Source organism: Nocardia amikacinitolerans NBRC 108937 (assembly GCF_001612615.1).
GTDB classification, from domain to species: Bacteria; Actinomycetota; Actinomycetes; order Mycobacteriales; family Mycobacteriaceae; genus Nocardia; species Nocardia amikacinitolerans.
This window is the reverse complement of record NZ_BDAU01000033.1, coordinates 42,557-69,046: the sequence shown is the minus strand read 5'-3', so window position 1 is coordinate 69,046 and position 26,490 is coordinate 42,557. Positions and strand designations below refer to the sequence as shown.

At 64.1% G+C, this 26,490-nt stretch carries 19 protein-coding genes and 1 pseudogene; 10 read left to right on the top strand and 10 right to left on the bottom strand.

Going from position 1 to position 26,490, the window contains the following annotated elements; translation table 11 throughout:
- Positions 1-5 precede the first annotated feature (5 nt).
- The 3 genes from NAM01S_RS24320 to NAM01S_RS37400 all read right to left on the bottom strand — a co-directional run bounded on the left by NAM01S_RS24320 (position 6) and on the right by NAM01S_RS37400 (position 1,703).
- The gene (locus NAM01S_RS24320) at positions 6-455 is read right to left on the bottom strand and encodes a hypothetical protein (protein WP_067789052.1); all 450 of its coding nucleotides are present in this window, start codon (positions 453-455) and stop codon (positions 6-8) included.
- On the bottom strand, positions 452-1,015 hold the full coding sequence (locus NAM01S_RS24315) for a UbiX family flavin prenyltransferase (protein ID WP_067789049.1): 564 nt from the start codon (positions 1,013-1,015) through the stop codon (positions 452-454). The genes NAM01S_RS24320 and NAM01S_RS24315 overlap by 4 nt, the downstream gene beginning before the upstream one ends.
- Positions 1,016-1,592: 577 nt before the next feature.
- A complete protein-coding gene (locus NAM01S_RS37400; RefSeq protein WP_373862693.1) occupies positions 1,593-1,703 on the bottom strand; it encodes a helix-turn-helix domain-containing protein in 111 nt (36 codons plus the stop codon).
- A 457-nt stretch (positions 1,704-2,160) separates the two neighbouring features.
- On the opposite strand from NAM01S_RS37400, the gene NAM01S_RS24305 reads away from it, so the two are divergent.
- Positions 2,161-2,364, top strand: coding sequence for a hypothetical protein (locus NAM01S_RS24305; RefSeq protein WP_067789043.1), 204 nt, complete (start codon positions 2,161-2,163; stop codon positions 2,362-2,364).
- 444 nt (positions 2,365-2,808) lie between these two features.
- Here NAM01S_RS24305 and NAM01S_RS24300 read toward each other — a convergent pair whose 3' ends face one another.
- The 4 genes from NAM01S_RS24300 to NAM01S_RS24285 form a co-directional block, all read right to left on the bottom strand.
- Entirely contained in the window at positions 2,809-3,456 is a 648-nt protein-coding gene (locus NAM01S_RS24300) for an MspA family porin (protein WP_169810896.1), read from the bottom strand.
- A 182-nt stretch (positions 3,457-3,638) separates the two neighbouring features.
- The gene (locus tag NAM01S_RS24295; RefSeq protein WP_067789038.1) at positions 3,639-4,556 is read right to left on the bottom strand and encodes a UTP--glucose-1-phosphate uridylyltransferase; all 918 of its coding nucleotides are present in this window, start codon (positions 4,554-4,556) and stop codon (positions 3,639-3,641) included.
- 906 nt (positions 4,557-5,462) lie between these two features.
- The gene (locus NAM01S_RS24290; RefSeq protein ID WP_067789036.1) at positions 5,463-6,164 is read right to left on the bottom strand and encodes a GntR family transcriptional regulator; all 702 of its coding nucleotides are present in this window, start codon (positions 6,162-6,164) and stop codon (positions 5,463-5,465) included.
- A 321-nt stretch (positions 6,165-6,485) separates the two neighbouring features.
- A complete protein-coding gene (locus tag NAM01S_RS24285; RefSeq protein ID WP_084483249.1) occupies positions 6,486-7,247 on the bottom strand; it encodes an IclR family transcriptional regulator in 762 nt (253 codons plus the stop codon).
- A 643-nt stretch (positions 7,248-7,890) separates the two neighbouring features.
- On the opposite strand from NAM01S_RS24285, the gene NAM01S_RS24275 reads away from it, so the two are divergent.
- The 9 genes and pseudogenes from NAM01S_RS24275 (at position 7,891) to NAM01S_RS24235 (ending at position 22,136) form a co-directional block, all read left to right on the top strand.
- Positions 7,891-9,153, top strand: a complete 1,263-nt coding sequence (locus NAM01S_RS24275) for an MFS transporter (RefSeq protein WP_067789030.1) — start codon at positions 7,891-7,893, stop codon at positions 9,151-9,153.
- A gap of 220 nt (positions 9,154-9,373) precedes the next feature.
- Positions 9,374-10,672, top strand: coding sequence for an amidohydrolase family protein (locus NAM01S_RS24270; protein WP_084483248.1), 1,299 nt, complete (start codon positions 9,374-9,376; stop codon positions 10,670-10,672).
- A 20-nt stretch (positions 10,673-10,692) separates the two neighbouring features.
- The gene (locus NAM01S_RS24265; RefSeq protein WP_067789024.1) at positions 10,693-12,447 is read left to right on the top strand and encodes a CocE/NonD family hydrolase; all 1,755 of its coding nucleotides are present in this window, start codon (positions 10,693-10,695) and stop codon (positions 12,445-12,447) included.
- 8 nt (positions 12,448-12,455) lie between these two features.
- Complete coding sequence (locus NAM01S_RS24260) at positions 12,456-13,421, top strand: amidohydrolase family protein (RefSeq protein WP_067789021.1); 966 nt, start codon at positions 12,456-12,458, stop codon at positions 13,419-13,421.
- A gap of 366 nt (positions 13,422-13,787) precedes the next feature.
- Positions 13,788-15,737 carry an ArnT family glycosyltransferase gene (locus tag NAM01S_RS24255; RefSeq protein WP_084483247.1) on the top strand — a complete coding sequence of 650 codons (1,950 nt, stop codon included), beginning with the start codon at positions 13,788-13,790 and terminating at the stop codon, positions 15,735-15,737.
- 89 nt (positions 15,738-15,826) lie between these two features.
- Positions 15,827-16,455, top strand: a pseudogene (locus tag NAM01S_RS24250) (glycosyltransferase); the annotation flags it as partial.
- A gap of 197 nt (positions 16,456-16,652) precedes the next feature.
- Positions 16,653-18,494 (top strand): ArnT family glycosyltransferase, encoded by a 1,842-nt coding sequence (locus NAM01S_RS24245; RefSeq protein ID WP_067789266.1) that lies wholly within the window; start codon positions 16,653-16,655, stop codon positions 18,492-18,494.
- A 410-nt stretch (positions 18,495-18,904) separates the two neighbouring features.
- Positions 18,905-19,900 carry an SMP-30/gluconolactonase/LRE family protein gene (locus NAM01S_RS24240; RefSeq protein ID WP_067789018.1) on the top strand — a complete coding sequence of 332 codons (996 nt, stop codon included), beginning with the start codon at positions 18,905-18,907 and terminating at the stop codon, positions 19,898-19,900.
- Positions 19,901-20,903: 1,003 nt separating this feature from the next.
- A complete protein-coding gene (locus NAM01S_RS24235) occupies positions 20,904-22,136 on the top strand; it encodes a bifunctional glycosyltransferase family 2/GtrA family protein (protein ID WP_067789015.1) in 1,233 nt (410 codons plus the stop codon).
- Between the two features lie 1,201 nt (positions 22,137-23,337).
- Here the strand turns inward: NAM01S_RS24235 and NAM01S_RS24230 are convergent.
- The 3 genes from NAM01S_RS24230 to NAM01S_RS24220 form a co-directional block, all read right to left on the bottom strand.
- On the bottom strand, positions 23,338-23,667 hold the full coding sequence (locus tag NAM01S_RS24230) for a hypothetical protein (protein WP_067789013.1): 330 nt from the start codon (positions 23,665-23,667) through the stop codon (positions 23,338-23,340).
- Positions 23,668-24,191: 524 nt separating this feature from the next.
- Complete coding sequence (locus tag NAM01S_RS24225) at positions 24,192-24,578, bottom strand: hypothetical protein (protein WP_067789010.1); 387 nt, start codon at positions 24,576-24,578, stop codon at positions 24,192-24,194.
- A 442-nt stretch (positions 24,579-25,020) separates the two neighbouring features.
- The gene (locus NAM01S_RS24220) at positions 25,021-25,329 is read right to left on the bottom strand and encodes a hypothetical protein (RefSeq protein ID WP_067789007.1); all 309 of its coding nucleotides are present in this window, start codon (positions 25,327-25,329) and stop codon (positions 25,021-25,023) included.
- Positions 25,330-26,490 lie beyond the last annotated feature (1,161 nt).

Here is a 26,490-nt window from a genome sequence, read left to right as displayed (position 1 = left end):
TTCGTTCAGACTTCGAGCACCGCGATCATGCGGGCGAGAAGCCGGGCCGTGCGGTCCCATTTCTCGCTCGCCGCCACGGCTTCGGTCGCCAGATAGCCAGGCGATCGCAACGGGGTGTGCAGGGTGTCGCGCTTGATCGAGTCGGGCACGAGGACGAATCCTCGACGGTCGTCCTCCTCGAAACGCTTGTGGACCCTCAACTTCAGATAGAGCGCGGTCTCCTCACCGACGACCATGAGGGTGGCCGTCTCCGTGCGCTCGATGTTGCCGATGGAGCCGCGGCTCGCCAGCACGGCGAAGACATGCTCACCGTCGGTGTCCAGTTCCGCCCGAGACAACAGGCACACATGCGGGAACCCGCCCGCGTCTATAGTGAGGAACGAGAACATCGGATTCCAGGCTCCGATGGCGGGCAGTCCGGCGATGGCCTGCTGCACCTCCTCGGGTATGCTCATGTCCACCGCTGGAACAGGTTGTGCTCTATGCCGAATTGATCCAGCACCTTTCCCGTGGTCTGCGCCAGCAGATCATCGATGGTGCGCGGCTTGTGGTAGAACGCCGGCACGGGTGGGAGCACCGTCGCCCCGGCGAGGGTAACCGTCTCCATGTTGCGGATATGGATCAGATTGAGTGGTGTCTCGCGGGTGACCAGCACCAGCCGTCGGCGTTCCTTCAAGCAGACGTCCGCGGCACGCGCGACGAGATCCGCGCTCACACCCGAGGCGATGGCCGCGAGGGTCTTCATCGAGCACGGCATGATCACCATTCCGCACGTCGTGAACGAGCCCGAAGAGATCGAAGCTCCGAGGTTGGAGGCATCGTGCACGACATCGGCCAGTGCCTCGAATTCACCTGCGGACATGCCCATTTCGAGCTTGATCGACAGCTCCGCACCCCGAGTCAGGACCAAGTGCGTTTCGACATCGTCTCTGGTGGCGAGAGTTTGCAGTAGCTTGTACGCCAACTGCGGTGCGCTGGAGCCTGATACACCCACGATTAAGCGTTTGGTATCCATGAGCCGCTCCTCGACACAGCCGCAGACTGCATTGTCCGTCCGGTGCTTCCGTGGCGACAATAGCGCTGTACACCCAGCCCACGCCTGGTCAAAACAACCAGAATCAGAGGGTGAACGAGGTCAGTCTGCATACCGAGAACAACCCCGCCGAAGAGATTCGGCGGGGTTGAAGCGAGCCCGTATGCAGCTACGAGACTCCCGATCAGTGTTGCATCAGAGTCCAGCGGACCCAGAGAAGAGCGCCCCAAGCAGCCCGTGCACCACGCCGCTTCCGGTCCACAAAGCACCGTTGAGAACAGCACTCCCCAAGTCGAGTACAGCGGATCCCATAGCAAACAACCCTTTCCGTTGGTGAATTCCCGTCGATACATCCCAAGTCATATCGACGAGTCCATTCTGCATCGATTTCTTCGCAATAACACTGACCAATGGCTGCAAATAACTTCAAAATTGACTGTGAACACCTACGCGTCTGAGTTCACTCGCAACCGTCGACGATTGCCATAACGCATCACAAGACTTGGAGTGATGTCGCGCCGTACGCGTCATCATCAGTTTCCACACCCGAATCCGATTCCTACCCCCGTGTATCGCCATCACGCACCCTCCCAGCGTGTTCGACCAGCTCTGAAATCATGCGCGACACCGTCGGCATCGGTAGGCCAGCTCGCTTGGACAGCTCCGACACGGTCGACGCCTGCGATTCCGGGCCGAACACCTTGTAGAGGCGAGACTTTCGCGAGAAGGCCGACGCCGTTGGAGTTCCTGGCCATGGTGTGCCCGGTCCGGTCCTTCCTGCTCTGCCACGGCATCTACTTCGAGCACCGAATTGCCACCGCCCTGGACTACGTCTCCGAACAGCTGCGATACCCAACGGCGCACGTCTGCTCACAGATGATTCACAGGGTCACCCGAGGTTCTACCATGTTGCGGCCTGGACGCTGAATGTGCCGGCCAGGGTCGTCGATGCGGGCGGCAGACCAGCGAGCAGAGCCCTCGAACCTGCCCGAAGGCCGCGCAGCCGCCGGGAGAGGCCGAACCGCCCAATTCCGCTTCCCGGCGGCTGCGCACCCCGTTCCAGACTCCTTGTCTCGATCCCGCGACCGATGCCGGCGCCAGGACACCGGGCGACCGAAGGGACACCGATGACGACAGCCGCGAAAGCGACCGCCCCAGACCCGCACATGCTGCGCCTCGGGGCTTCCCAGAAGGCGGCGGGTCGGTCGGTCGTGCTGCTCGACCGCACACCTGACTGGCAGCCGTGGCTGCGCTGGACGATCGCGTTCGGTGCGATGGTGATAGCGCTCGGGCTGGTCCGTTGGCATCGACCGGCCGTACGACCACAATGATCGCCATCGCCGCAGCACTCTTCGGTCTCGTGGGTGCAGGGGCGTACGCGGCCGAAAGCCGCGGCTCACAGCCACAGCGGCGCCGCCCTCCGGCCCCTCCAGTTGGGTCTTCAACGGCCCGGCCGCGGACGGAATGCCCTCCGGCGGGGAGCCCTCGGCGGCGATGTCTGACGGTGCCACTGGTACACCCGACCTTCCGTCGATGGGCGCCGACTCTGGTTTGTCGGACTTGTCGAAGAACACCGAACTGCGAGACCCATTGCAGCGCAGCAGCATTCGTTTGCCGACGGCCGCTGTCGGGCCATTCGCCGTCGCACCTCTCGCCTCGAGCTCAGACACGTCGGTGATGTCGATCGGCGGGTTCGGGTTGCACAGACAGCTCGCCGGCGGGCAGTTCCAGCAGCAGTCGCCAACGGCGAGATCGGATGGATACGACTCCCTCGCTCACAATATGATCGGGTCGCCGAACACAGCTCCGCTTGCATCCACATCCGGTGAATGGACTTCAGTCTTCGCGTAGGGGCGCACCAGCAACGGTCCCGCACAACCGGAAACCTGGATGTAGAAGTCTCGGTTCACCAATGATCCCCTCGAACCCCCGCGCAGGTCCTTCGAGCCGGAGCCGACATCGGCGATCTTGCCAGGCGTCAGCGAGATCTCTACGCCCACGCCGCCGCTCACCGATGGTTTGAGCTTCACATCGAGGCTTGGTGTCACCTCGTCGGGGTCGACATTTACGCCCACCTCCCCATTACCTTCCACCGTGCCCTCGGCATCGGCATTGGCCTTTGGCTCCGCCTCCATCACACAGGCCACCAGGTAGCCCGCTTTCAGCGTGCCCGCCGCCGAGTCCTCCACCCTGCCGTAGAAGGTGCTGTCCACCATCAGTTCCCGATTCGTAGGCATCCCGTTCAGAGCGGGCATTAGCCGCGTCACCGTGTCCCGCTGACCCACGCTGTATTCGGGACCGCCGTCGATGCGATAATTCCTCTCGTGCGGCTCGGCCGCCTCCGCGGACGGCAGCGGCGCTACCGTAACGGCACCCAGCGTGCACAGGGCGGCCGTTATCAGAACATGTTTGGAAGTCATCATCAAGCTCCACAGGGGTGCGCTCGCCGGGCAGAGCAGCCGACGCCGCTGGAACGCTGGAACGATCGAAAGCGGACGAACTCGTGTCGCAAGCATTCTGATCGCCTACTCTCTGGCGAACCTCTGGCGAAGCTGGTAACGCACATGCGGTTGCCCGCTCGGCCGACAACCGCATGGACGCGAATTCATCGTGCCGGGGAGTCCAGGCGGGTGCGCAGCCAGTCCCGAAGCGAGTCGGCGTATTGCTCGCGCTGCAACGCCAGCTCGATCGACGCACGCAGAAATCCCATCGGATTGCCGATGTCGTGGCGGCCGCCACGGTGCACCACCACGTGCACGGTGTGCCCTTGACTGATCAGCGCAGCGATGGCATCGGTGAGCTGCAGTTCTCCGCCTGCACCTGGCTCGATACGGCGCAGCGCGTCGAAGACCGCGCGGTCGAGCAGATAGCGACCCGCAGCGGCCAGGGTGGAGGGCGCGTCCGCCGCGTCCGGTTTCTCGACCATTCCCCTGACGCGCAACACATCAGGGTCCATATCAGTGACCGGGGCGACATCGAACACACCGTAGGCGCTTACTGCCTCGCGCGGCACGTCGATCGCGCACAGCACGCTGCCGCCATAGCGCCGACGCACCCCAGCCATTGTCTCCAGAACCCCGCGAGGCAACACCAGATCATCCGGCAACAGAACCGCGATCGCCGACTCGTCGGCAGCCAAAGCCGATTCGGCTTGCAGGACGGCGTGTCCCAGACCCAGCGGGCGTTCTTGCATGACGGTGTCGACGTCGAGCAGCTTGGGCGCGTTGCGCACCTTTTCCAGCAGGTCGAACTTGCCGCGCCGAGCGAGCAGGTCTTCGAGGTCCCGATCCTCTTCGAAATGCGCGGCGACACTGTGTTTTCCGGGAGCAGTCACCAGCACCATCCGATCTGCACCCGCCTGCGCGGCCTCTTCGGCGACCAGCTCGATACCGGGCGTATCCACCACCGGGAGTAACTCTTTCGGCACTGTCTTGGTCAACGGCAGGAACCGGGTACCCAGCCCGGCTGCCGGGACCACCGCCGTACGGAACTGCCGCTGTATGTTGGATGAGGTCATCTCCATGCAAATGTCCTTCCGGATGGGCGCTCCCTGAGCGCGTTGCGATCTACACAAGTGACGCTAGGAAGGCAACCTGTGGTGACCTTTTGAATCACCTCGGGATCGGACGTGAACCACACAGCGGGCACTAGGAAATATCAGGAACTCGCCAGCCTCGACAGTGGTATACGCAGAGATTACGCTGGTCGACTGTCGGTTGTCGTGACAGCGGCCACTGCAAGTTCCCCGCGGACGGCCATTTCGGATCGAAATAGCCCAGTGATCGGCCACTGCAGAGTCAGCCTGATCGGGCCGATACGGTGATTGCCTGCCAGCTCCCGAGCCGAACAGGCCAGCCGGCCTGGTGCAAGCCAGTGCGGAGGCTTGGGCGCGGCTGAAGTCTTGCGCTTCCAGCGTTGATGGCTCGCCGAAATTAGCTGGGGCACAATGGTACTCTCGCGATGTCGTTGAGTCGGCCGGTCAGAGGCTCGAGCGGTAGAGCCGTTCATACGGGAACGGCGATCCCGCTACGGCTGGGCTTCATTCGGCGGTCCCGAAGAGGGAGACGCTATGGACCAAGGCAATGACCTTGGCAGTCCCCATTGATGCGGACTGCGACCTGACGACCGCAGACCTCGGCCGACTGGCGCAGCGGGTTCAAAGTTGCACCGGCCTGACCGGCGAACGACTTGTTCACGGCATGTGCCGTTTCCGCGGTCCCGAAGAATCGTCGATTGTGCCCCACGTTTTCTCTGACCTCCGATGTGGACCGCGAGGATGATTTAGGGGACGATCAGTTGTAAGACAGGCACACAAAACGACGTCGACATCGGTAGCCGGCTGCCCGAGTGTGTCGAGGTTTCCGGACACGCGAATACACCACGTGAGGTCCGCGATGGCGGTGGCCGAATCGGTCGCCGTCATGACTTTTTACTCGTTAGCGACCTCCGCCGAATTCGGCTCATCCGGTGCGCAACTGATCAACAGTTGCGCGGTATGCGCGATGTGATCCCGCAGCAACTCCTGCGCGCACCCGGCGTCACGAGCGACCGCCGCCTCCAGCAGCGCGCGATGCTCTCCGGGCACGTCGCGGTCGGGCTCGTTGCCGAACGACACCGACCACTGCAGATACAGTTCGGCCTCCTGACGCAGGGCCAGCGCGGTATCCAGCAGCCGCCGGTTGCGGCACCCGGCCAGCAGGGCCTGGTGAAAGGACCGGTGCGCCGCCGACCACTCGTCGGTCGGGTGGTTCGGGTCGGCCGGGTCGCGGTAGGTCGTCCGTTCCAGAAGATGATGAGCCGCAATGGCGTCTGCCTCCCAGCGCACGTCACCTTCGAGCACGGACAGCTTCAACACGAGCGACTCGATCTCAACCCGCGCTTGCGTCAAGTCGGCGAGATCCTCATGCGACAACGGGCGCACCAGATAGCCCTGGTGCGCCTTCGCCGTGACCAGCCCTTCGGCTGCCAGTTTGGTCAATGCCTCGCGGGTCGCGCCCACGCTGACCTTGTACCGCTCCGACAGCTCCGGAAACTTCAGCCGCGCCCCGGGAACCAGACGCCCGCCGAGGATATCGGCGCGCATCGCCTGGTAGATGCCGTCGGTGCGGGTCGTACCGCCACTCTTCACCATGCACCCACGGTAGCACTATACGAAAACTCATTGCATTTGCGAAAATTGTCCATTACTTTCGAAACTTTACCCGAGACGCATACCCGACTCGTCAGGTATCGCGTCCGCTCGGGCCCTGATCGCCCAGCCACCGAGCTGATCATGAGCAGCAGATCCGCGAGTCCTAGGAACGCGGAGATAGTCGGACTCAACTACTCCGATGTCATGGCATCAGATGTCGAATACCGAACCGCGCCGAACGGACGTCAGCGCGAGATCGCGACTGCCGCCCCTGCCGTTACTGCGCATACCCAAGGGCCAGGCAGGGCTCGAAGCATCGCCTCAGCCGAGGCGGGCGGCGATCTCCCGCTCTCCAGACAACAGATCCGCTGTCAGCTCCGAGAGCCGTTCGGCGGGAAGGCGATACGCGGGACCCGAGATGGTCAGCGCCCCACGCGCGACGCCACGGCTGTCGCGGATCGCCACGCTCAGGGCATTGAGATCGGACTCGGACTCCGACAGATTGAGCGCGATCCCGCGCTGCCGGACCTCCTCCAATTCGACTTCCAGGGCGCGGCGAGTCTTCAGCGCACGGTCGGTTCCGCCGGTGAGCTTGGCCTTGGGAAAACGCTGAAGGATTTCCGCCGGGTCCAGCGCGGCGAGCAGCACCTTGCCCGCCGATGTCGAGTGAGCCGGAAGCCGCTGCCCAATGCGCAGACCTGCGCGGATGACATGGCTGCCTTCGACACCGTCCAGAAACAGCGTGTAGGCGCCCTCCAAAGCACACAGATGAACAGTTTCTCCCGTCCGCTCAGCCAGACGCTCGAGAGTCGGCCGTGCTTCCGCCTTCAAATCCGCAGCGCCGATCACGGCGATCCCCAACTCCACCAGGGCCGGCCCTGGTCCGAACTCCTTGGACACGACGTCCTGCCGAAGCATGTCACGAGCCTGCAGCGTCGTGAGCATGCGATACGCCGTGGAGCGGGCCACCCCCAGTTCGTCGGCGACCCGCGCCGCACGCAGCGACCGCCGATGCCTGAGCATCAACAGAATCCGCACGGCGTTGTCCACCGACTCGATCGGGTAGTTCGCGGGTGTTGCCACGGCGCTTCCTCACTCCCGGGCCGCGCGATCGCAACCCATTGCCGGATGTTCTGCTAGCCAGAACAGGCTACCCCGGCGGGTCGGAAATCCAGGTCTGCAGAGCAGATGTCTCACCACCTTCCAGAACATTCCGGCCCGCGTCGATATGGCGCGCGATCCTATTGTCGGAGCGAAGCTTTTCGTAAGGGCAGGGCGAGGCGCCTCGCGCTTCGAGGGCGACAGCCCCCGCGCTCGTGGAATCGCACGCCCATGCTCGGCGCCATCGCCGCGTCGGAGCTCGCGCCGAGGCTCAGCCGGTGCAACACGCGCGAAGATTCCGGCGTCCATGCTGATAGCTTTCGCCTCATCACTCGTCGACGGGTTGCCCTCCACGACGACCACGTCGACCTCGGCCGCGGCACCACGCGAGACGACGCCTGGGTCTGCCCTTGGTGAAGAGAGCGAACCTCAGTCAACTTTCGAAAGTTGCTTGAAATGTTCTGTCCATAGGTTTATGTTCTGTGGTGCAGAACACCGTATCGCATCACACTGAATCACACTTCTCCTTCGCCGCTCGGCCGGACCTCCCTGCCGCGCCCTTCGGTGTTCAGCTCTACATGGCGAACACGACGACGTGTTCCCTATCCAGAGAGGCATTTCGATCATGGACACCGATCGGGAACCCAGACTCGACACTTCGCCCGACCCGAGCCATCGGCCGCTATCGCGGCCGTGGGTGCTGCCACTGGGCGTGGCGATCATGCTCATCGAAGGATGGGATCTCGGCACGCTCGGCACCGTCGGCCCGAAACTGCTCGACTACCAGCCGTGGGCGACCACATCCGGCACCATCGGGGTGCTCGGTAGCATTCTCGCGGCCGGTATGCCGCTCGGCGCGTTCCTCGCAGGACGCGCCGCAGACACGTGGGGCAGACGCAAGCCGGTGGTTGCAGGCCTGACCTGGGCGGCACTGAGCATGTTGATCAGTGCTTGCGCACCCACCCTGGCGATCTTCGCTCTTGGACTTGGGCTGACCGGGGTCGCCATCGGCGCCCTCACCGCACTCACCGTCACGTTCGTAGCCGATACCGCCCCGTCGCATCGCGCGGCCCTCTATGTCGGAACCGCGCAATGCGGCGTCGCCCTCGGCGGCATCATCGTTCCCTTCGTCGGCAGGCTGGTACTCCCCTCATGGCCGTTCCAGTCGCTCTACCTGGTCGGCGCACTGGCATTGGTCCTGATTCCGTTCTGCTGGAAGGTGTTGGACGACAGTACGATCCGGCACGAGCCAAGCGCGGGCCCCACCGCAAGCCCGCTCCGGGCGCTGCGGACAACCAGGTGGCGGCGGACCACCGCGTTGTTCTCCGGCACCAGCTTCTTCGTCCTCATGCTCGTGTCCGCGGTCGCCGTGTGGCTGCCGACGCTGCTGGTGCAGCGTGGCTTCGACCTGCGCTCGGCACTCGAGTTCACGATCGCCTTCAATGGCGGAGCCATCGTGGGAACGTTGGCCGCGACCGTGATCGCCGACCGGGGTCGCACCAAGGCCGCGACCGTCGCATGCCTGCTGTGTGCGTGTATCGCGTTGCTGGCCTTGAGCGTAGCGGGCGTACCGTGGCTGATCCTCGCCTTGTCGGCACTGGCGGGAGTGGGCTCATTCGGCACCCAGAACCTGCTCAACGGCTACATCGCCGGTTCATATCCGACGCAACTGCGTGGCAGCGCACTCGGCGTCACCATCGGGATCGGGCGGATCGGCGCGATCGTGGGTCCCGGATTCGTCGCCGCCGTCACCGGTGCGGCCACCGCATCGGGCGCTGGTTTCTACGCCCTTGTCGTACCAGCAGTCGCAGGTGTCGCCGTCCTAGCGTTCCTGCCCGCCTTGGTCGCGCCCGAAACCGCGATCGCGCCGATCGCGACACGCGCGTGACGGAGACCCGCAACCGGCCACTTGGCCCCCGAAATGCCGCCACAACCGTGACAGTGTGTGTTTGGGGCAGCTGAATCACGCCGCATGGCTTCACCGCCCAATTCACCTGCTGCTTCTCTCGCCACGCCCGCAACGCGACGAGCCGGTGGAGGCGGGCTGGAGTTCGCGACTCACAGTATCAGTCTGGTTTATACCCCGATATTGATTATCGATTTCCTATATGCGGATCCGGTGCCAAGACTGGAACCCGGAAAAGCGATCCGATGAAAGGGATCTACGTATGACCCATACGCCCGAACCAGCCAGCCTCGTGCTCACCAACGCGTTGTTGATCGACGGCACCGGCGGTCCCGCGATCGACAACGCCACCATCGTGATCGCCGATGGCCGGATCGTGTCCGCTGGGCCAGAGTCCACACCACCGACCGGTGCGGAAATCCTCGACCTGCGGGGGCTAACGGTGCTCCCCGGGCTGATCGATGCCCACGTACATCTCGGGGGCCTTGGCCTCGGCGCCACTCCGCCGTTCGGCGGACGTACCGCGACCGATGACTACGCCGATGCGCGAGCGTCAGCCTTGCGCTTCGGCGTCACCACCCAGCGCAGCCTCGGCGATTTTCTGCACGATGCGCTGTGGCTGCGAGACGAGACCGCCCGCGGCGCCCTCATCGGGCCGAGGATTCTCACCAGCGGACCAAGCTTTCAGGTCGAAGGCGGTCACCCCAACGGCACGGTCTGGGGCGGAGACCGATGCGCGGCTACCGAAGCCGCCCGCATGCCCACCACACCCGAACAGGCCACCCGATCGGTCGACGAACTCGCCACCGCAGGCGTCGATCTAATCAAGATCATCATCTCCAACAACGCGTTCTTCGGCCGCCCGCCGGATCCTGAGTTGAAGATGCCCTGGCATATCACAGAGGCGGTGATCGAGGCAGCACATCGGCACGGCCTGCGGGTGGCCGCCCACGTCGAGAATCTCTACGACTGCCGACAGGCGGTCTTGCGCGGCGTGGATGATATCGAGCACCTGCTCATGCGCGCCCACGAGCCGCAAGACGCGGACGCTTTCGACGAACTCTTCGAGCTGATGGTCCAGCAGGGCACCTACCTGGTGCCCACCCTGGCGGCGCATCAGCACTCGTCCACACCTGAAACCGACGCTCGGACACTGGAATACGGCAATCGGTTGATCGGCCGGGCCTTCGAGCTCGGCGTGACGCTCGGCGTCGGCTCCGACGCGCACTCCGCTGGCCTGCACGGGTGGAAACTCCTGCACGAGCTCGTGATGCTGGTACACGGCCAACGCATCCCCGCCCTGGCCGCGCTGTCCGCTGCCACGAAGACCAATGCCGAGTTGCTCGGCATCGGCGAGCGACTGGGCACGGTGGAGCCGGGCAAGATCGCCGATCTGCTCGTTGTCGACGGCAACCCACTCACCGACATCACTACCATCCAGGCCACTCACTACGTCATCCAAGACGGCGCCGTAGTCATCGACCACTCGCGGACGAACTAGCAAAAGGGAGCACACACGCAATGTCGACCGATATCGAGCAGGAACCTCGATTCACGACGGCCGCACAAACATTCGACGGCGAACAGATAGAAGTCGTCTACCGGTCCGCGCGCCGACCCGCGACACCCGGTGAGGGCAGCGACGACGCCTTGATCAAGAACGGCTATCTCGGCTACTGCCCGCCGCTGCACACCCGCACCTACGAGGCCGCGCCCGGCATCATCTGCGAGCAGGATCAGCCCGTGGTGCTGCGGGACGGCACCACGATCTACACCGATGTCTACCGTCCAGACACCACCACTCCGGTGCCGGTGATCATCGCCTGGAGCTACTTCGGCAAGCGCCCCGGTGACGGATTCGACCACTGGGACGTGCAAGGCGTGCCGGCGACCACGATCTCGCTGATGGCCAAGTTCGAGTCCGCCGATCCCGGCTACTGGTGCCATCACGGTTACGCGGTCGCCAACGTGGACCCCCGCGGTGTGGGCCATTCCGAGGGCGATATCTGTTTCCACGGCTCACAGGACGCCCGAGATGGCTACGACGTCGTGGAATGGCTGGCAGCACGGCCCTGGTGCAACGGCAAGATCGGCATGGCCGGAAACTCCGGCCCTGCGGTCTCGCAGTGGGCCATCGCCGCACAGCAACCGCCGCATCTGGCCGCCATCGCACCTTGGGAGGGCACCTACGACCAGTTCTCCGAGGCTCTCTACGAGGGCGGCATACCGGGACTGGCCTTCCACGGTGCGCTGGTCGGCATCCTCACCGGACCCAACCGTGTCGAGGACATCGGGGCCATGGCGCGCAAATATCCCTTCCTGAACAACTATTGGCGCGACAAGGTCGCCGACCCGGCCAAGATCACCATCCCCTGCTACATCACCGCCGGATGGAGCCACTTTCACCTGCACGGCGCCATCCACGGCTACCGCTTTGCGGCGAGCAACTCCAAATGGCTCCGCGCACACCGGGATTTCGAATGGCCCGACATGTACTCACCGCACAACCTCGAAGACCTCAAACGCTTCTTCGACCGCTACCTCAAGGACATCCACAACGGCTGGGAACTCACCCCCAAGGTGCGACTCGAGGTCATGGACGCCTACGACTGCGACTATCAGGTCAACCGCCCAGAAAACGAATTCCCGCTCGCGCGCACACTATACGAAAAGCTCTACCTCGACGCCACAGATCATTCCCTCGCACCCGACCCGGTCCAGGCGGAGTCCAGTACCTCCTATGACGCAGCCAAGGGTGTAGTCACCTTCGACATGACTTTTCCGGAGGACACCGAAATCACCGGCTACATGAAGCTGCGCCTGTACGTCGAGGCAGACGGCAACGACGATCTCGACCTGTTCGTCAACATCCAGAAGCTGAGCAGCACCGGTGAATGGCTGCCTACCAGCGTCGTCGGGCAACCACACCCCGGCGCTTGGGGCAAATTGCGGGTCTCACGTCGAGAGCTGGACGCGGACAGGTCGACCGACTTCGAGCCGGTCCTAGCGCACCGCCGCGAACAGAAGCTCGCCCCCGGCGAGATCGTGCCCGTGGACATCGCCATCTGGCCCACCAGCCGTATATGGCACGCCGGCCAAGGCATCAGAGTCCAGATCGCCGGTCATTACATCCGAGAGAACTGGTTCGAACCACTCGTGTGGGAGACCGACAACTCCGGTCGGCACATTCTGCACACAGGTGGCCGCTACCAGTCCTACCTGCAAATTCCGGTCATCCCACCCAAATATGCGGATGCCGGATACACCTACCGCTGAGGAGAATCATGTCGAAGACCGATCTGTCGAAGATCGATGTGCACTGCCACTACATCCCCGACTTCTACCGCGACGCCCTGATCGCCAACGGCCACTCCCGTCCCGATGGTATCTGGGGCATCCCGGAGTGGAGCGAGGAGGGCGCACTGGCGGCCATGGACAAGATCGGTGTCGCCAAGGCCTACTTGTCGATCTCCTCCCCGGGCGTGCATTTCGGGAATGACACCGCGGCCCGCGACCTGGCCCGTCAAGTGAACGAGGAAGGCGCCCGCCTGGCTCGGACACACCGGGACCGCTTCGGGTTCTTCGCCTCCACTCCTTTGCCCGACATCGAAGGGACACTGGCCGAAATCGCCTACGCCTTCGATGTCCTCGGCGCTTCGGGAGTCGTGTTCGAAACCAACCTCGACGGCATGTACCTCGGCAACGAACACCTCGAACCCGTCTACGCCGAACTCGACCGCCGCAACGCTGTGCTGTTCCTGCACCCGACGAGCCCCGCCGCGCCGTGCACAGGACACGCCCCGGAACTGCCCTACCCCCGCCCGATGCTCGAGTTCTTCTTCGACACCACCCGCACTGTCACTGATCTCGTGCTGAGCGGCGTGCTCGAAAGGTACCCGCACATCAAGGTCATCGTCCCCCACGCGGGAGCCGCGCTACCGATCCTGGCCTCCCGTGTCGACGTCATCGGAGCGCGGATGGCAGGCAAGGAAGGGCAGGATCCGATGCGAAACGCCTTGCGTCAACTGCACTTCGACCTCGCAGGCATGCCCATGCCGGAGCTCTTGCCCGCACTGCTGAGCGTTGCCGACCCCAGCCACCTGCACTACGGCAGTGACCTCCCCTTCACGCCGCTACCCGAGGTCGAGGCGTGGGCGGAGCGTCTGGGGTCGGCCTCGGTCCCCGGTGACGGCGATATACGAAAGTTGCTGCTAGCCAATTCGGAAGCCCTTCTGTCACGCAATCGTTGAGGAATCCGGCATCATCGGTGCGCGACCGCCGTCGAGGCGGTCGTGCTCACGTGAACTAGCCTTGGAGCAGGGTTCAGTTGCTCACCGAGATGCATCTGGGTAATTCCTGCCGCCAATGTGGCATGCCGTCAAGGCATGGTGAACAAGGCCCTCCGTTTCTCCAGACCCATCTGCGAAACCACTTCCGGCATCGCCGGTGATCTGAAGACGGCACCGAAGACTGGCGAGGCGGCGGCAACGCGGCTCCTACGAGGCCGAGGCAGTACGGGCACAACTCTTTTTTCCGGCAGATCCCGGGCTCAATTCGCAGCAATCTCACAGGCTGGCGCGAGGTCCGCACGAGCCACCGACACCACGATCACGAACATGACCGTGGCCTCCCCCATGTCTCCCCGCTTAGCCGCACGTGGCCTGCCTTGGCCGTGGGCCGATCGGCTACTCTTCGCCACCGATCCCGAAAATCGCTGGGAACGCCCTAGTTTGATCGCACTGCTGACGGCGACTGCGGCGGTATATCTCTGGGCACTGGGATCTCAGGGCTGGGGCAACGAATACTACGCGGCCGCAGCGCAGGCCGGTTCAAGGAATTGGACTGCCTTGCTCTTCGGTTCGGTCGATCCCGGCAATGTCATCAGCGTCGACAAACCACCCGCCTCGCTGTGGGCGATGGGCCTGTCGGCGCGGCTGTTCGGGTTCAACACCTGGTCGCTCTTGCTGCCGCAGGCGCTGATGGGCATCGGCTCGGTCTGGCTGCTGTATGCGACCGTCCGCCGCACCAGCCGCCCCGGTGCGGGCCTGCTCGCGGGAACCTTCCTGGCGGTGACTCCGGTGGCGGCGTTGATGTTTCGCTACGACAACCCTGACGCACTGCTGGTGCTGCTGCTCGTCGTCGCGGCGTACTGCACGGTCCGCGCCATCGAGACGGCGAGCACGGCGTGGCTGGCGCTGGCCGGAACCGCCATCGGGTTCGCCTTTCTCACCAAGATGCTGCAGGCTCTACTCGTCTTGCCGGGATTGGCGCTGGCATTCCTGATCGCCGCGCCGGTCGGTCTGTGGGCCCGCATTCGTAAACTGCTCGTCGCCGGTCTGGCACTGGTGATCTCCGGCGGCTGGCTGGTCCTGCTCGTCGAACTCTGGCCAGCCGACTCCCGACCCTATGTCGGCGGGTCGACCAACAACAGCCTGTGGCAGCTGACCGTGGGGTACAACGGCTTCGGTCGGCTACTCGGCTCGCGCCAGGGGACGCCGTTCGCCGGCGGCTCCGGTGGCGGCATGGACATCCCCAGCGGTATCGATATCCCCAGCGGTATGGACCTGCCCGGCGGTATGGATTCTGCCGAATTCGAACTGCCCCCGAACGGCGCCAACAAGGGCATCACGCGGCTGTTCACCGATGCTGCCGCGACCGAAATCAGCTGGCTGCTGCCCGCCGCCCTCATCGGGCTCGTTGCCGTTCTGTGGTACATCCGCCGTCACCCGCGCACCGACCCCCAGCGCACCGCACTGATCGTGTGGGGCGGGTGGCTGCTGGTGACCGGCTTGGTTTTCAGCTACATGAGCGGAATCTTCCACGAGTACTACACGGTCGCCCTCGCTCCCGCGATCGCCGCGGTCTTGGCGATCGCGCTGGGTGAATTGTGGAATCGCAGAACCCAATTGGCCGCACGCGGAACGCTCGTCGTGATGGCGGTGGTCACCTATGGTTGGAGCTTCTATCTGCTCAACCGGACTCCGCACTGGCTGCCCTGGCTGCGTATCGCACTGGTGGTGGGCGCAGTCGCCATCGCCGTGGCCGTCCCGGTCATAAGGCACACCCGTCGACCGACCATCGCAATAGTCTCCGCCGCAGTGCTACTCGGTGTTCTGGGCCCGGCGGCGTACACTCTGGAAACCATCACCATCACGCACAGTGGCGGCATGGTGGCCTCCGGCCCCAAGCCCGGCGATACCCGCCATGGGGTCGATCTCACCGCCAATCCCGAACTCGCCGCACTGCTCCAACGCGCGGGGACGCGCTGGTCGGCAGCCGCTACCGGCGCCAGCAGCGCCGCACAGATGGAGCTGAGTTCCGGCACGTCGGTCATCGGAATAGGCGGCTTCGCCCGCCAGGACCCAGCCCCCACCATGGAGCAGTTCCAGCGCTACGTGGCCGACGCTGAGGTGCGGTACTTCGTTGACACCGATTCCGGAGGCGGCGTGCCCGGCATGGGCAGCGGCTCCACCGTATCCGAACAGATCACCGCGTGGGTCAAGGCCAACTTCACACCGACCACTGTCGGCAATGCCAGGGTCTACGACCTTCAGCAACGCCACTGAGAGCACCGCGGGCGTCCACTCCAAAGATCACAGCAAGGTCCCAGCTCCGGCCGAGCCGGGCGTGAGCTGGGACTTCGATGCTGGGACATATGAGAGTGACCGTGATCATCACTCGCGCAGGGGAAAAGATCCGCGATCCGCGCCCCACGCCGGTGCTGGACATCGTTATCCCGGTGTACAACGAGGAGCGCGATCTCGCCGACTGCGTCGACCGGCTGCGCACCCACCTGCACAACGGTTTTCCCTTCTCGATCCGAATCACCCTCGCCGACAACGCGAACACCGATGGCACGCTACGGATCGCGCGGGCCCTCGCCGAGGACTGCGACCACGTGCGTGTGGTCCACCTCGACCGCAAGGGCCGTGGCCGAGCGCGCAAGGTGGTGTAGGAAACCTCCGATGCCGAGGTTGTCGCCTACATGGACGTTGAACTGTCCACCGATCTCAATGGTCGACTGCCGATGGTCGCCCCGCTGGTATCAGGGCATTCCGATCTGGCCATCGGTATTAGACCGAGTTCCGATTCCCGGGTCGTGCGCGGGCCGAAGCGCGCATTCATCTCCCGCGGTGACAATCTCATCCTCAGGACATCCCTGCGCGCCCGGTTCTCCGCTGCGCAGTGCGGATTGAAGGCAATTCGCACGGACGTCGCCCGCCGACTGCTGCCCTCGTCGAAGATGGCGAGTGGTTCTTCGACACCGAATTGCTCGTGATCGCCCACCCGTGCCTTCACGGCTCGATCGTCGGGACGACAACCACGCCTCAGGTCGTCGCAAGCTGGGTGTTGCCTGTGAACGGCCGCAACGCCGCCTCCGCCGACTCCCACCGAGCTCACAGCCGGACCTGATCTTGGGACGAGCACCCACGGCGAGACTGGGTCGGGTGACCGCGACGACCACACCGCTCCAGACGACCATGACGACGGACAATGCGCTCGCGAATCGTTTCCGGTGGGAGTCCGCCGCGGTGGTGGCTCTGCTGGTCGGGACCGCCGCCGCGTATCTGTGCAACCTCAGCGCCAACGGCTGGGCCAACGCCTTCTATTCCGCTGCCGCCCAGGCAGGTTCGCAATCGTGGGCGGCCTTCTTCTTCGGGTCCTCGGACGCGGCCGGTTTCATCACCGTGGACAAACCACCGGCGTCGCTGTGGCCGATGGAGCTCTCCGTACGGCTCTTCGGCCTCCACTCCTGGAGTATCCAGGCACCGCAGGTATTGTTCGGAGTCGCCTCCGTCGCCCTGCTCCGGGCGGCCGTCCGGCGAGTTTTCGGTGCGGCGGCGGGACTGCTGGCCGGGCTGATACTTGCCCTGACCCCGGTCGCGGCCCTCATGTTCCGGTACAACAATCCCGACGCCCTGCTGGTGTTCCTCATGGTCGCCGCCGCATGGGCGCTGCTGCGCGCCGTCGACGACGGCCGCACCCGCTGGCTGATTCTGGCCGGGGCCTGCATTGGATTCGGCTTCCTCGCCAAGCAACTCCAAGTCCTCTTGGTCGTCCCCGCGCTCGCTGGCACCTATCTGATGGCGGGCCCACCACGAGTGGGTACTCGCATTGTGCAGCTGCTGGCGGCGGCCGCCGCCATGGTGGTGGCCGCGGGGTGGTGGCTGCTTGCGGTCGAGCTGTGGCCGACGTCGTCACGTCCGTGGATCGGTGGCTCCCAGCACAATTCGATCCTCGAGCTGACCCTCGGCTACAACGGTCTGGGCCGATTGACCGGTGATGAACCCGGCAGCAACTGGGGTGCCGCGCCGGGACCTGGCGGCGCGGCGTTCGGGTCGGGTCCCGGGATCACCCGCATGCTCGACAGCGTCCAGGGCGGGCAGATCGGATGGTTGATTCCCGCCGCGCTCCTTCTGCTGGTTGCGGCGTCCCTGTTGCGCGGCAGGGCGGTCCGTACCGACGCTCCGCGCGCATCACTGCTGCTGTGGGGCGGCTGGCTGCTGGTCACCGGCCTCGTCTTCAGCTATATGGCGGGCATATTCCACCAGTACTATACGGTCGCCCTCGCCCCGGCTATCGCCGCGCTCGGCGGTGCGGGAAGTGTCATGCTGTGGCGGCGACGCGACCAGTTCACCGTGCGCCTCGCACTGGCATCGACAGTTGCGATCACCGCAGTCACCGCATGGATTCTGTTGTCGCGCAGTCCCGAATTCGTCCCGTGGTTGCGATGGGTCGTGCTTGCCGTCGGAGCTGTCGCCGCATTCGCGATGCTGATCCGCGTGCACGGCAGACCCGCTGCCGTAGTGGCCTCGGCGGCTGCCTTGGCGGCCTTGGCGGGACCGACCGCCTACACCATCGACACCATCGCCACACCGCACTCCAATGCCGTCCCGGTTGCCGGGCCGAACGCCGGGGCCTCCGACTTCGCGAAGCTCTGGACGAGCCCGGCCGGCGGGATGATGGTGGTCAGCACTCCCAGTGATCGCCTGGTCACGCTGCTCGAGCAGTATGGCGGCAATTTCACGTGGGCCGCGGCCGCCGTCACGTCCAACAGCGCTGCTGGCTTCCAGCTCACCACTGGACTGCCAATCATGGCCATCGGCGGCTTCAACGGCACCGATCCTGCGCCGACGCTCGCCCAGTTCCAGACAACCGTGGCCAGCGGCAAGGTTCACTACTTCATCGACCACCAGGACGGGTTCCGCAGCAGCACATCCGATTCCGAAGCCCATCGGATCACGCGATGGGTCAGGAACACATTCGCCGCCCAAGAGGTCGATGGAGTCACGGTCTACGACCTCACCGCCGCGCGGCAGTGATCGTCATCAGGTAGCGCTGCTTCCGCGTCCCCAAGCGCCGCGGGTGATTTGGAAATGGCCCTCCTCGCGTCACAAGCTGGGGAGGAGGTGATCTTCGAAACCGATCTGCCGTTCATCCTGCAGATTTTGCCGCCGAATCTATTGGCGCAGTCGCCACTACAGACTCAACGACTACCGCTACGATCGTTGGACGACCGTGCCTGGATCGACGACCGCCGCCAGTGGCAGTGGTTCCCACCGTCTCGTCAGCGACACAAGCGTTTCCGCTCGCACGTAGCCCCGGCGCTTATCTCACAGCGACTTCTCAACTCTACACGAGGCCGACCGAAGGTTCGGGTTCGATCGTTGTCGGCGTCGGCGTCGGCGTCGGCACACCGCAGACCGCTCGCCGCTAACGAACGAGAGGACACATGTCTCATATTTCCCGACGGTCGCTCATTATCGGATCACTGCTGGCTGCCACCGGAATGGTCACCGGATGCGGGAAGCAAGCCGGCCGCGACGCGACTCCCGCTTCCCCCGCCGCCACGCAGAGATCCGACTTGCCAGTTGATACCGCCACGCAGAGGTTCGAATTACCAGCTGATTTCGTGCCGGAGGGCATCGCGAGCGGACCAGGAAATACGCTGTATGTCAGCTCCTTCGGTGGCGGAATCTATCGAATCGATTCGAGCACCGGCAACGGCGAGTTGATCACAGACGGATGGGGTACCGAATCGACCGGCATGAAGGTCGATGAATCAGGTCGGCTGTTCGTCTGTCACGGTCTCGGGGGCGATGCACGCGTCCTCGACACCCGCACGAATGCGGTACTGGCGCATTACGTGTTCGGGCAGCCGCAGACCATTCTCGTCAATGACACGGTGCTGCTACGAGATTCCGCCTGGTTCACCGACTCCCGCCTCCCGGTGCTGTACAGGCTTCCGCTGTCGGGCGATTCGCTCCCGCCCCCGGAAGCTGTCATGACCCTCCCCATCACCGGTGACCTCGTGTACACCGAGGGCCAGAACGCCAACGGTCTGTGCTCGACACCCGACGGTGGGGCACTACTTGTCGTACAGACAAGCACTGAGAAGCTATTCCGGGTCGATCCCGCTACCGGCCTCAGTGTTCAGGTCGATCTCGGTGGGATTTCACTCCCCTGGGCCGACGGCCTCTATCTCGAGGGCTCCACGTTGTATGTGGTCTTGTCCCAGAAGAATCAGGTGGCGGTCTTCCGAATGACCCAGGACGGCCGCTCGGGGAGGCTGGTGAATACCATCTCCGACGCCAGCCTCGATGCTCCGACCACTCTCGCTGCCGATCGAGACCGGCTGTATCTGGCCAATACCCAGATGAATCTGACTACCTTCCAGCAATCCGCGCCTGGTTCCCGGTGCTGGGTCAGCGCAATCCGCAAAGCCTGAATCTGCCGCAGGATGCGGTGCCATTGCTGGGCGACGGCGGCGCGCCTCACCGCAATAACGCCGTATCCGCCGACGCATAACGGTCGTGGTGCCCCTGCCGGATGATCTGCAGGGATAACAGGGCCACCACTTTCACGGTCGCCGTGGTGATTCGCGGCGCCGACCATGTCTTCAATGGAGGTTAGTTTTACTCGTGGGCGGGAGTCCGACGCGCTGGCTGCGCATTCCGCACAGTCGATGGAGTGCCAGCCATCGCGGGTCTTGAGGTTCGGCTGGCGTTGGGACAGCACGGACATGAAATCGTCTCGGGTTAAGTCACGTTCGGGAAGCCTGCCGGAGAGGAAGTCTGCGAGAAGGGTAGATACCGTTTCCTCGGCGCAGATCTTGTTGGTGCCGCACGCCTAAGTCCGCATCACCTTCGAGCTTGCCTTCGGCACCAGTCTTGAGCTTCTGTTCCACATCCACTATGCAGGCCAGCGGATAGCCGGGCCTTCAGCACCCCTATTCCGGAACCACCCGACTCGACCGTAAACGGGTAGTATCAAGCAGAACCTCCGGATCCGTCGGCACGCCATTGACGACCGCGATCGGATGCGCCGCCAGATCACGAATGCCCACAGTAAAGCTCCGGCCCGTCAGGGATACTGCAAGGCTTCTCAAGTTGCGTTTCCGCATCCGCGCTCGGGCTGCCGGTCATCGTGAACACTGCCTTGGGGCCGTTCGCAGGGACCGCTCTGTTGTTCGCCTCGGTGGAACTTGGGGAAGTCATCGCTTCCGACAAACCGCCGGCCTCACCGTGGGTTTGGATTGTCGACGCGAGTTCTCGGATCACCCTGCCCGTCCTACTGCTGCAGGCAGCAGACCGATACGTACCATCATTTTCGCACTGCCGAGCGGAAAGCGTTCAGCCTCTAGCCCTGGCATCGGCCTGCCAACGGATAATCACAGCCAGCTCCCAGCTGTGATCGAGCCCGGCGCGAGCTTGAGCTTCCAGGCTGGATCCATGACAGAAAGCGTGCTCGCCAGTCCCACAGCCGAACCAGCCCCGGACCCGCGGTCCACGCCCGTGCTGGACGTCGTCATTCCGGTATACAACGAAGAGCGCGATCTCGCCGATTGCATCCGCCGACTGCGCACATACCTTCGCAACGGTTTCCCGTTCTCGGCGCGCGTCACCATCGCCGACAACGCCAGCACCGACTCCACTCTGCTCATCGCACGACGGCTCGCCGACGAATTCGACGATGTCCGCGTGGCGCACCTCGAGCGAAAAGGCCGCGGTCGAGCGCTCAAGACAGTCTGGGAAGACTCCGATGCCCAGATCGTCGCGTACATGGACGTCGACTTGTCCACCGACCTCAACGGGTTGCTACCCCTGGTCGCTCCGCTGGTATCTGGGCATTCCGATCTGGCCATCGGCACCCGGCTGAGCCCCACCTCTCGCGTCGTGCGCGGCGCAAAGCGCGAATTCATCTCGCGCAGTTACAATCTCATCCTCAAAGCTGCATTCCGTGCCCGCTTCTCCGACGCTCAGTGCGGGTTCAAGGCCATGCGCACCGACGTTGCCCGCAAGATACTGCCCCTCATCAAGGACGGTGAATGGTTCTTCGACACCGAGCTGCTCGTCATCGCCGAACGGGCCGGCCTGCGCATCCACGAGGTGCCGGTGGACTGGATCGACGATCCGGACTCCCGGGTCGACATCATCGACACCGCACGCAAGGACCTACTCGGAGTCTGGCGGCTGGTTCGTGCCCTGACCACCGGCGAGCTGCCGATCAACGACCTGCGGACCGCGATCGGCCGTGAACCGCTCATCGAGGGCGTACCGCACGGGATGGTCGGGCAGTCCGTGCGTTTCGGCATCGTCGGTGTCCTCAGCACCCTCGCCTATCTGCTGCTGTATGTCATCCTGCAACCGCTCGCCGGGGCTCAGATCGCCAACTTACTTGCTCTGCTGATCACCGCGGTCGGAAACACCGCGGCCAACCGCGCATTCACCTTCGGCGTCCGCGGCGCCTCCGGCGCGGTTACCCACCACGTCCAGGGCTTGCTCATCTTCGGCATCGGGCTGCTGCTGACCAGTGGATCACTATTCGCCCTGCACCATTGGGTACCTACGGTTTCTATCACGGTGGAACTGTTCGTGCTGGTGATGGCCAACCTGCTCGCCACACTCACACGCTTTGTCGGGCTGCGCTGGGTATTCCGACCAACCACCGAGACCGTCGGATAGCCAGGCAAGACGACATGTCCGCGAGGCCGCGCCATGAACGCGGAGCTAGCGCCGTGACGACGGTCGGGACCCTCAACCCTTCACGACGCACGACCATGGCACCGTTGGCCGGCATACCGAGACCAGACGCGAGGAGAGACAGTAAGAGCAAGAGTCCGAAGCCCAGCATTTCGGCCGCGTTGCGATGCAGTTCGATGAGCGACCAAACCGCCCACAACGACTAGAGTACCGCCATGGCGAGCAACATGAATCATATTGCGGCATCACGAGTTTCACACGTGACCCGGATACCTTCAGACCACGCCGAGTCGATCGCGACAGTCCGTTCACGCAGTGCAGGCATCGCGGTCCTCTCGGGCAACAACAGGCGCGGGGACGAACACGAGATCCGCGTCTACCGCACGCTCACGCGGGACTGCGCTTCTCCGTGACTGCTGCGTCGCCGGCCGGAGCGGATGACTTATCACTGCCGCACGCTGCGGTCAGCACCACGGCACCGCCGAGGATCGTCCCAATACACAGTCGAGTTACTACGGCACTTGGTGACACTATATTGTTCTTTCTGTCTCAGGGCGGCGGAACGGGATGTCCAGCCGGGATGAACGTTAAGGTGCGCGATATCGAAATGTTCTCGCTCACAACGTGTTCCGAGACCGATCGCAGCTAACGGTCAGCTTCCCCCTGGAACGTTGCGGTGACCTTCCGCGCTGATCGAGATGTGATCGGTTGCGACCGATTGTCGGCACACATGAACCCACCAATGGCCATGACGGGAGCACCTCAGTTCAACGCCAGACAAGTGCGGTGCTTGCACTGACGGCCGCCACGGACCACCGATTGCCGGTCGGTCCGGGCAAGGTCTTCCCTCCGGCATCGAAGGCCCCTTCGTCAGCGAAGCACTGATTCGCCGGGCCGGCACCCCCATCCCGACGATCTGCTGATCGCCACGAAAGCGGGCTTGTCCCGGCTGGCCCCGGCCAGTGGCGAACACACGGCCGCCCCGAAAAATCTTCGTCAGGCGAGCCGAACTCAGCCTGCGCCATCTCGGCGGCCTGCCGATCTGCTTCCAGCACCCCCCGGATGCCGTGCCCAGGTATGCGGGGGCGGCAGCGGAGATCAGGAAGGCTTGCCCCGTCGCGCACGGTGCCGTCGCGGCAGCCATGAGCGGCGGCATCAGCCAGACCGCGATCGAGGACCTGCACTACATCCGTGCCGCCAGCATCACGACGGGCACAGTCTCGAGCCCGAGCAGGACGGAGCCGACGGTGAGGACATGCCCGTCGAGGACCCGCCCGAGTTCGACGCCCTTGTTCGCGAATTTCGCCGCAAGCGCTTCGCCCGACGACAAGTTCGACAGCGATTCGAAGTGCTCCACTTGCGTCGCGTTCTCACGAATGGCCAGTACACCGCCGAGGAGCTCGACCACCACCTCCACAACCTCGAGCGCCGCTCGCGGATGGAATTCCAACGCACCACCCTGCGCCTGATCACGCAGCGCTTCCCAAGGGTTCGTCACACCGGTCTCGCTCACTCGAACCTCCGGATCCAAGCGGTGTACGACCGGCCGCTCGCAGCTGCCACGCACTGTGCAGTTCGGTGACGATCTTCATACCGCCGCAGCGTGTGAACCAGGGCTCTGCCAATCCCTCTGCAGCCAGAACCTATCCGCGACAGAATCACTCAACCGGGAGTGATCTGCCTCTAGCTGTCCGGAGGTTGAACCGCCTCTGGTTTGGGGCCGGTAGCAGTGCTTCGACTGGTCGCCGAGAGCCGCCCTGAACAGACGTAGGTGCAGCACCGGCCACCCGAAGGTGATCGACACCCCGCCTATCCGAAAAGCTGCGCAGCTTTGCGTAGCGATGCCGCCCAGCTCCGCCGACATCGCGGCGGCGAGTACACGCTCGCCGTCAACGTTGGGTAGTCCGACGATGCCGTCATGAGGTTTCCCAGTTCTCCACGAGGACACCTCTCGATACGCACGATGCGCTCATCGAAGTCTGTGGGTCGACGCGTTCGCTGGACCCCACGAACGCCCCGGCCGTGGCCTGCGTCATCTCAGCCGACAACCGATATCCAGGTCCAAATCAACAGCGGCACAATGGACATCAAATATGCGATGCCGGCAATTCGTCCGACTTTGTCCACTGCTTGTCCCACAGTGGAATCGGCCGTCTTGTCGTCCAAGATGGGGATCATGGCTCCGGCGTCACCACCATCGGCCAGAGTCAGCGCGCTGGTGATCAGCAGAACGTCGGCCAGCACCATCAGTGGCCATGCCGCCTGGGGCGCAAGGAAACCGGCAACCACCAAGGGGCTCAACACTATCACCGGCAACAGCCCCAAGGTGCCGATGACAGCGATGATCGAGTACCAGCCGGTCGAACGCCACCGCACCAGCACGGCCAGTACGACGACGCCGATCTGAATCAAGCTCATGCTCATTTCGGTCTCCTCACTCCATATTCAGTTGCTGGTCAGGAATGGTGAGTTGGTCGAACCGCACGAATATCGGCGGCGAGGCATGGCCGGGCCAGAACGCGCAGCGTCACGGTCGGACCGGGCGAGTCGTCGAGAATGGTCACGCGGTCGTCAGCAGCTGCCCAATGCCACCGACGAGATCCACGACATCCAGGTGCACTGTCCGCCACGACGTCGATCGCGCTGGACGCCAGGACCGGATCGCAGTGCGCGGGCGCGAACGTCGCTCAAGCTGGGCGATACCACAAACCGACACCTTGTGATCCGGGGTTCCCCATATCTCAGCGAACTCATCGGCCACGGCATTCGACACTCCAGATCCCTCGGTCGCTTCATGCTGCCGTTCGACTCGCGTCTCCCGCATCACCTCGACCGGTACCTGGCCGGTGTGGCCTCGGGCGGATGCCTACAACCCGCCGAGTGCGATACGTGCCTGATCGACTTCGGCTCGCAACGGATCTTCAGAGGGGTCATCGGGCTCGGGCGGCGCGGGCTCGACCGTGTAATCCTCCACTTCGGACGAAACAGTGTCGAGCAGTCTTTCGAACCGCTCGTGAACTCGTTCACCGTTGCCTGTAGACATCAGGCGCGCGTCCAGCCACTCTCGCACGAAATCCGCACGGGTCATCTCACCGTCGGCGTAGGTCTCCATCAGCATGATTTGTCGCGCGATCCCGCTGTCGTCGGGTACTTCAGAAGGCTTCTTCCACAGCATTGTCTGATCCCCCTCGTTTGCTTGGGTTCCCCAGTACCACTGGGTTGTCGGGTCCGGTGGACGATGGTGATGCCCAGTTCTCGGATACGGCCGCCGCCAGCGAGATTCTGGGTGACAGCTCGGTCGGTGTCAACCCGGCGCTGGATTGCTGGGTGTGCACGGACACGTGGGGAGCGTGCACCGGAGACGGCCAGCACCCACATCCGAGCTCCGCCTCGACGAACCGACGGTACTCGAACTCCGCAATCTGATCGAGCAGATGCGAGAGCAGGCGCTGGCGGATTCTTGAACTCGTCGCAACGATGCCGATTCGAAAGGTTAACTGGCCGTTTGGAATACCTCATGCCGTGTGCGCCGACCCAAGTGGATGGTTCAGCCGGTACTGGACTGCGGCCAGGTCTGCGACAGTGTCGCGCACATTCTCCGCGCTGCGTTCGCGCTGGAGACCCACCAGTAGCAGAGTAGCGGCTCGTGCGGTCGACGAGCGTGCCCGATCGCGGAGCGGTTCGCGATTCCAGATCAGATCGCCGTCCCAGTCGCCGATGCGGATTCGCTGTTCGACCACGAAGGGCCGGTGATCGATGTGATTCCCCCGTAGCAGAGGAAGGTGCCCCATGCCGACCCCGAGCCAGCCAAGCATTCGACACTCAGTCGAGTAGATTTGTCATCTGAGCCAGCTGCCTTCTTGTCTCATCCCATTCCGCCGAGACTAGTGCGGGTCCGACTCCGTGTGCCGCACGGCCCTCGCGCCCTCAGCGGGCAGATGCGTGTGCCCCCTGCTGGGCGCCCTCGGTGGACCGGTGGTGCAACACCCCAGTCGTAGGGCTGCTGCCGACGACCTGCGGGTCGCTGCCCACCGACGGGACATGTCGCTGGCAAATCCGGTCGCACACGCCGACGACGGTGAGCGCCAAACCGCACGGACGGCTGAGAATGCGGCTGTCGACGGATGTCCGGCCTGTTACCTAAGATGGTCGCGCAACCGACCGGCACGGGCACGCGGGCGCCACCGCCCAGAAGGCACACTTGCCGCTCCACGCCAGCGACGTGATTCCGATGGCCCTACTTCCTCGTTGGCCGTGCGCCGGATCTCCCGATGACGGCCCGGGCCGGGGGCGTGCACGGTCGGGTCGATAGTGCGGGGGTCGGCGGTCTCGGCCA

Coding starts and splice junctions, on each gene's coding strand:
- NAM01S_RS24320 (WP_067789052.1), bottom strand. CDS start 455: ATGAGCATACCCGAGGAGGTGCAGCAGGCCATCGCCGGACTGCCCGCC.
- NAM01S_RS24315 (WP_067789049.1), bottom strand. CDS start 1,015: ATGGATACCAAACGCTTAATCGTGGGTGTATCAGGCTCCAGCGCACCG.
- NAM01S_RS24305 (WP_067789043.1), top strand. CDS start 2,161: ATGACGACAGCCGCGAAAGCGACCGCCCCAGACCCGCACATGCTGCGC.
- NAM01S_RS24300 (WP_169810896.1), bottom strand. CDS start 3,456: ATGATGACTTCCAAACATGTTCTGATAACGGCCGCCCTGTGCACGCTG.
- NAM01S_RS24295 (WP_067789038.1), bottom strand. CDS start 4,556: ATGGAGATGACCTCATCCAACATACAGCGGCAGTTCCGTACGGCGGTG.
- NAM01S_RS24290 (WP_067789036.1), bottom strand. CDS start 6,164: ATGGTGAAGAGTGGCGGTACGACCCGCACCGACGGCATCTACCAGGCG.
- NAM01S_RS24275 (WP_067789030.1), top strand. CDS start 7,891: ATGGACACCGATCGGGAACCCAGACTCGACACTTCGCCCGACCCGAGC.
- NAM01S_RS24270 (WP_084483248.1), top strand. CDS start 9,374: ATGCGGATCCGGTGCCAAGACTGGAACCCGGAAAAGCGATCCGATGAA.
- NAM01S_RS24265 (WP_067789024.1), top strand. CDS start 10,693: ATGTCGACCGATATCGAGCAGGAACCTCGATTCACGACGGCCGCACAA.
- NAM01S_RS24260 (WP_067789021.1), top strand. CDS start 12,456: ATGTCGAAGACCGATCTGTCGAAGATCGATGTGCACTGCCACTACATC.
- NAM01S_RS24255 (WP_084483247.1), top strand. CDS start 13,788: ATGACCGTGGCCTCCCCCATGTCTCCCCGCTTAGCCGCACGTGGCCTG.
- NAM01S_RS24245 (WP_067789266.1), top strand. CDS start 16,653: ATGACGACGGACAATGCGCTCGCGAATCGTTTCCGGTGGGAGTCCGCC.
- NAM01S_RS24240 (WP_067789018.1), top strand. CDS start 18,905: ATGTCTCATATTTCCCGACGGTCGCTCATTATCGGATCACTGCTGGCT.
- NAM01S_RS24235 (WP_067789015.1), top strand. CDS start 20,904: ATGACAGAAAGCGTGCTCGCCAGTCCCACAGCCGAACCAGCCCCGGAC.
- NAM01S_RS24225 (WP_067789010.1), bottom strand. CDS start 24,578: ATGAGCATGAGCTTGATTCAGATCGGCGTCGTCGTACTGGCCGTGCTG.
- NAM01S_RS24220 (WP_067789007.1), bottom strand. CDS start 25,329: ATGCTGTGGAAGAAGCCTTCTGAAGTACCCGACGACAGCGGGATCGCG.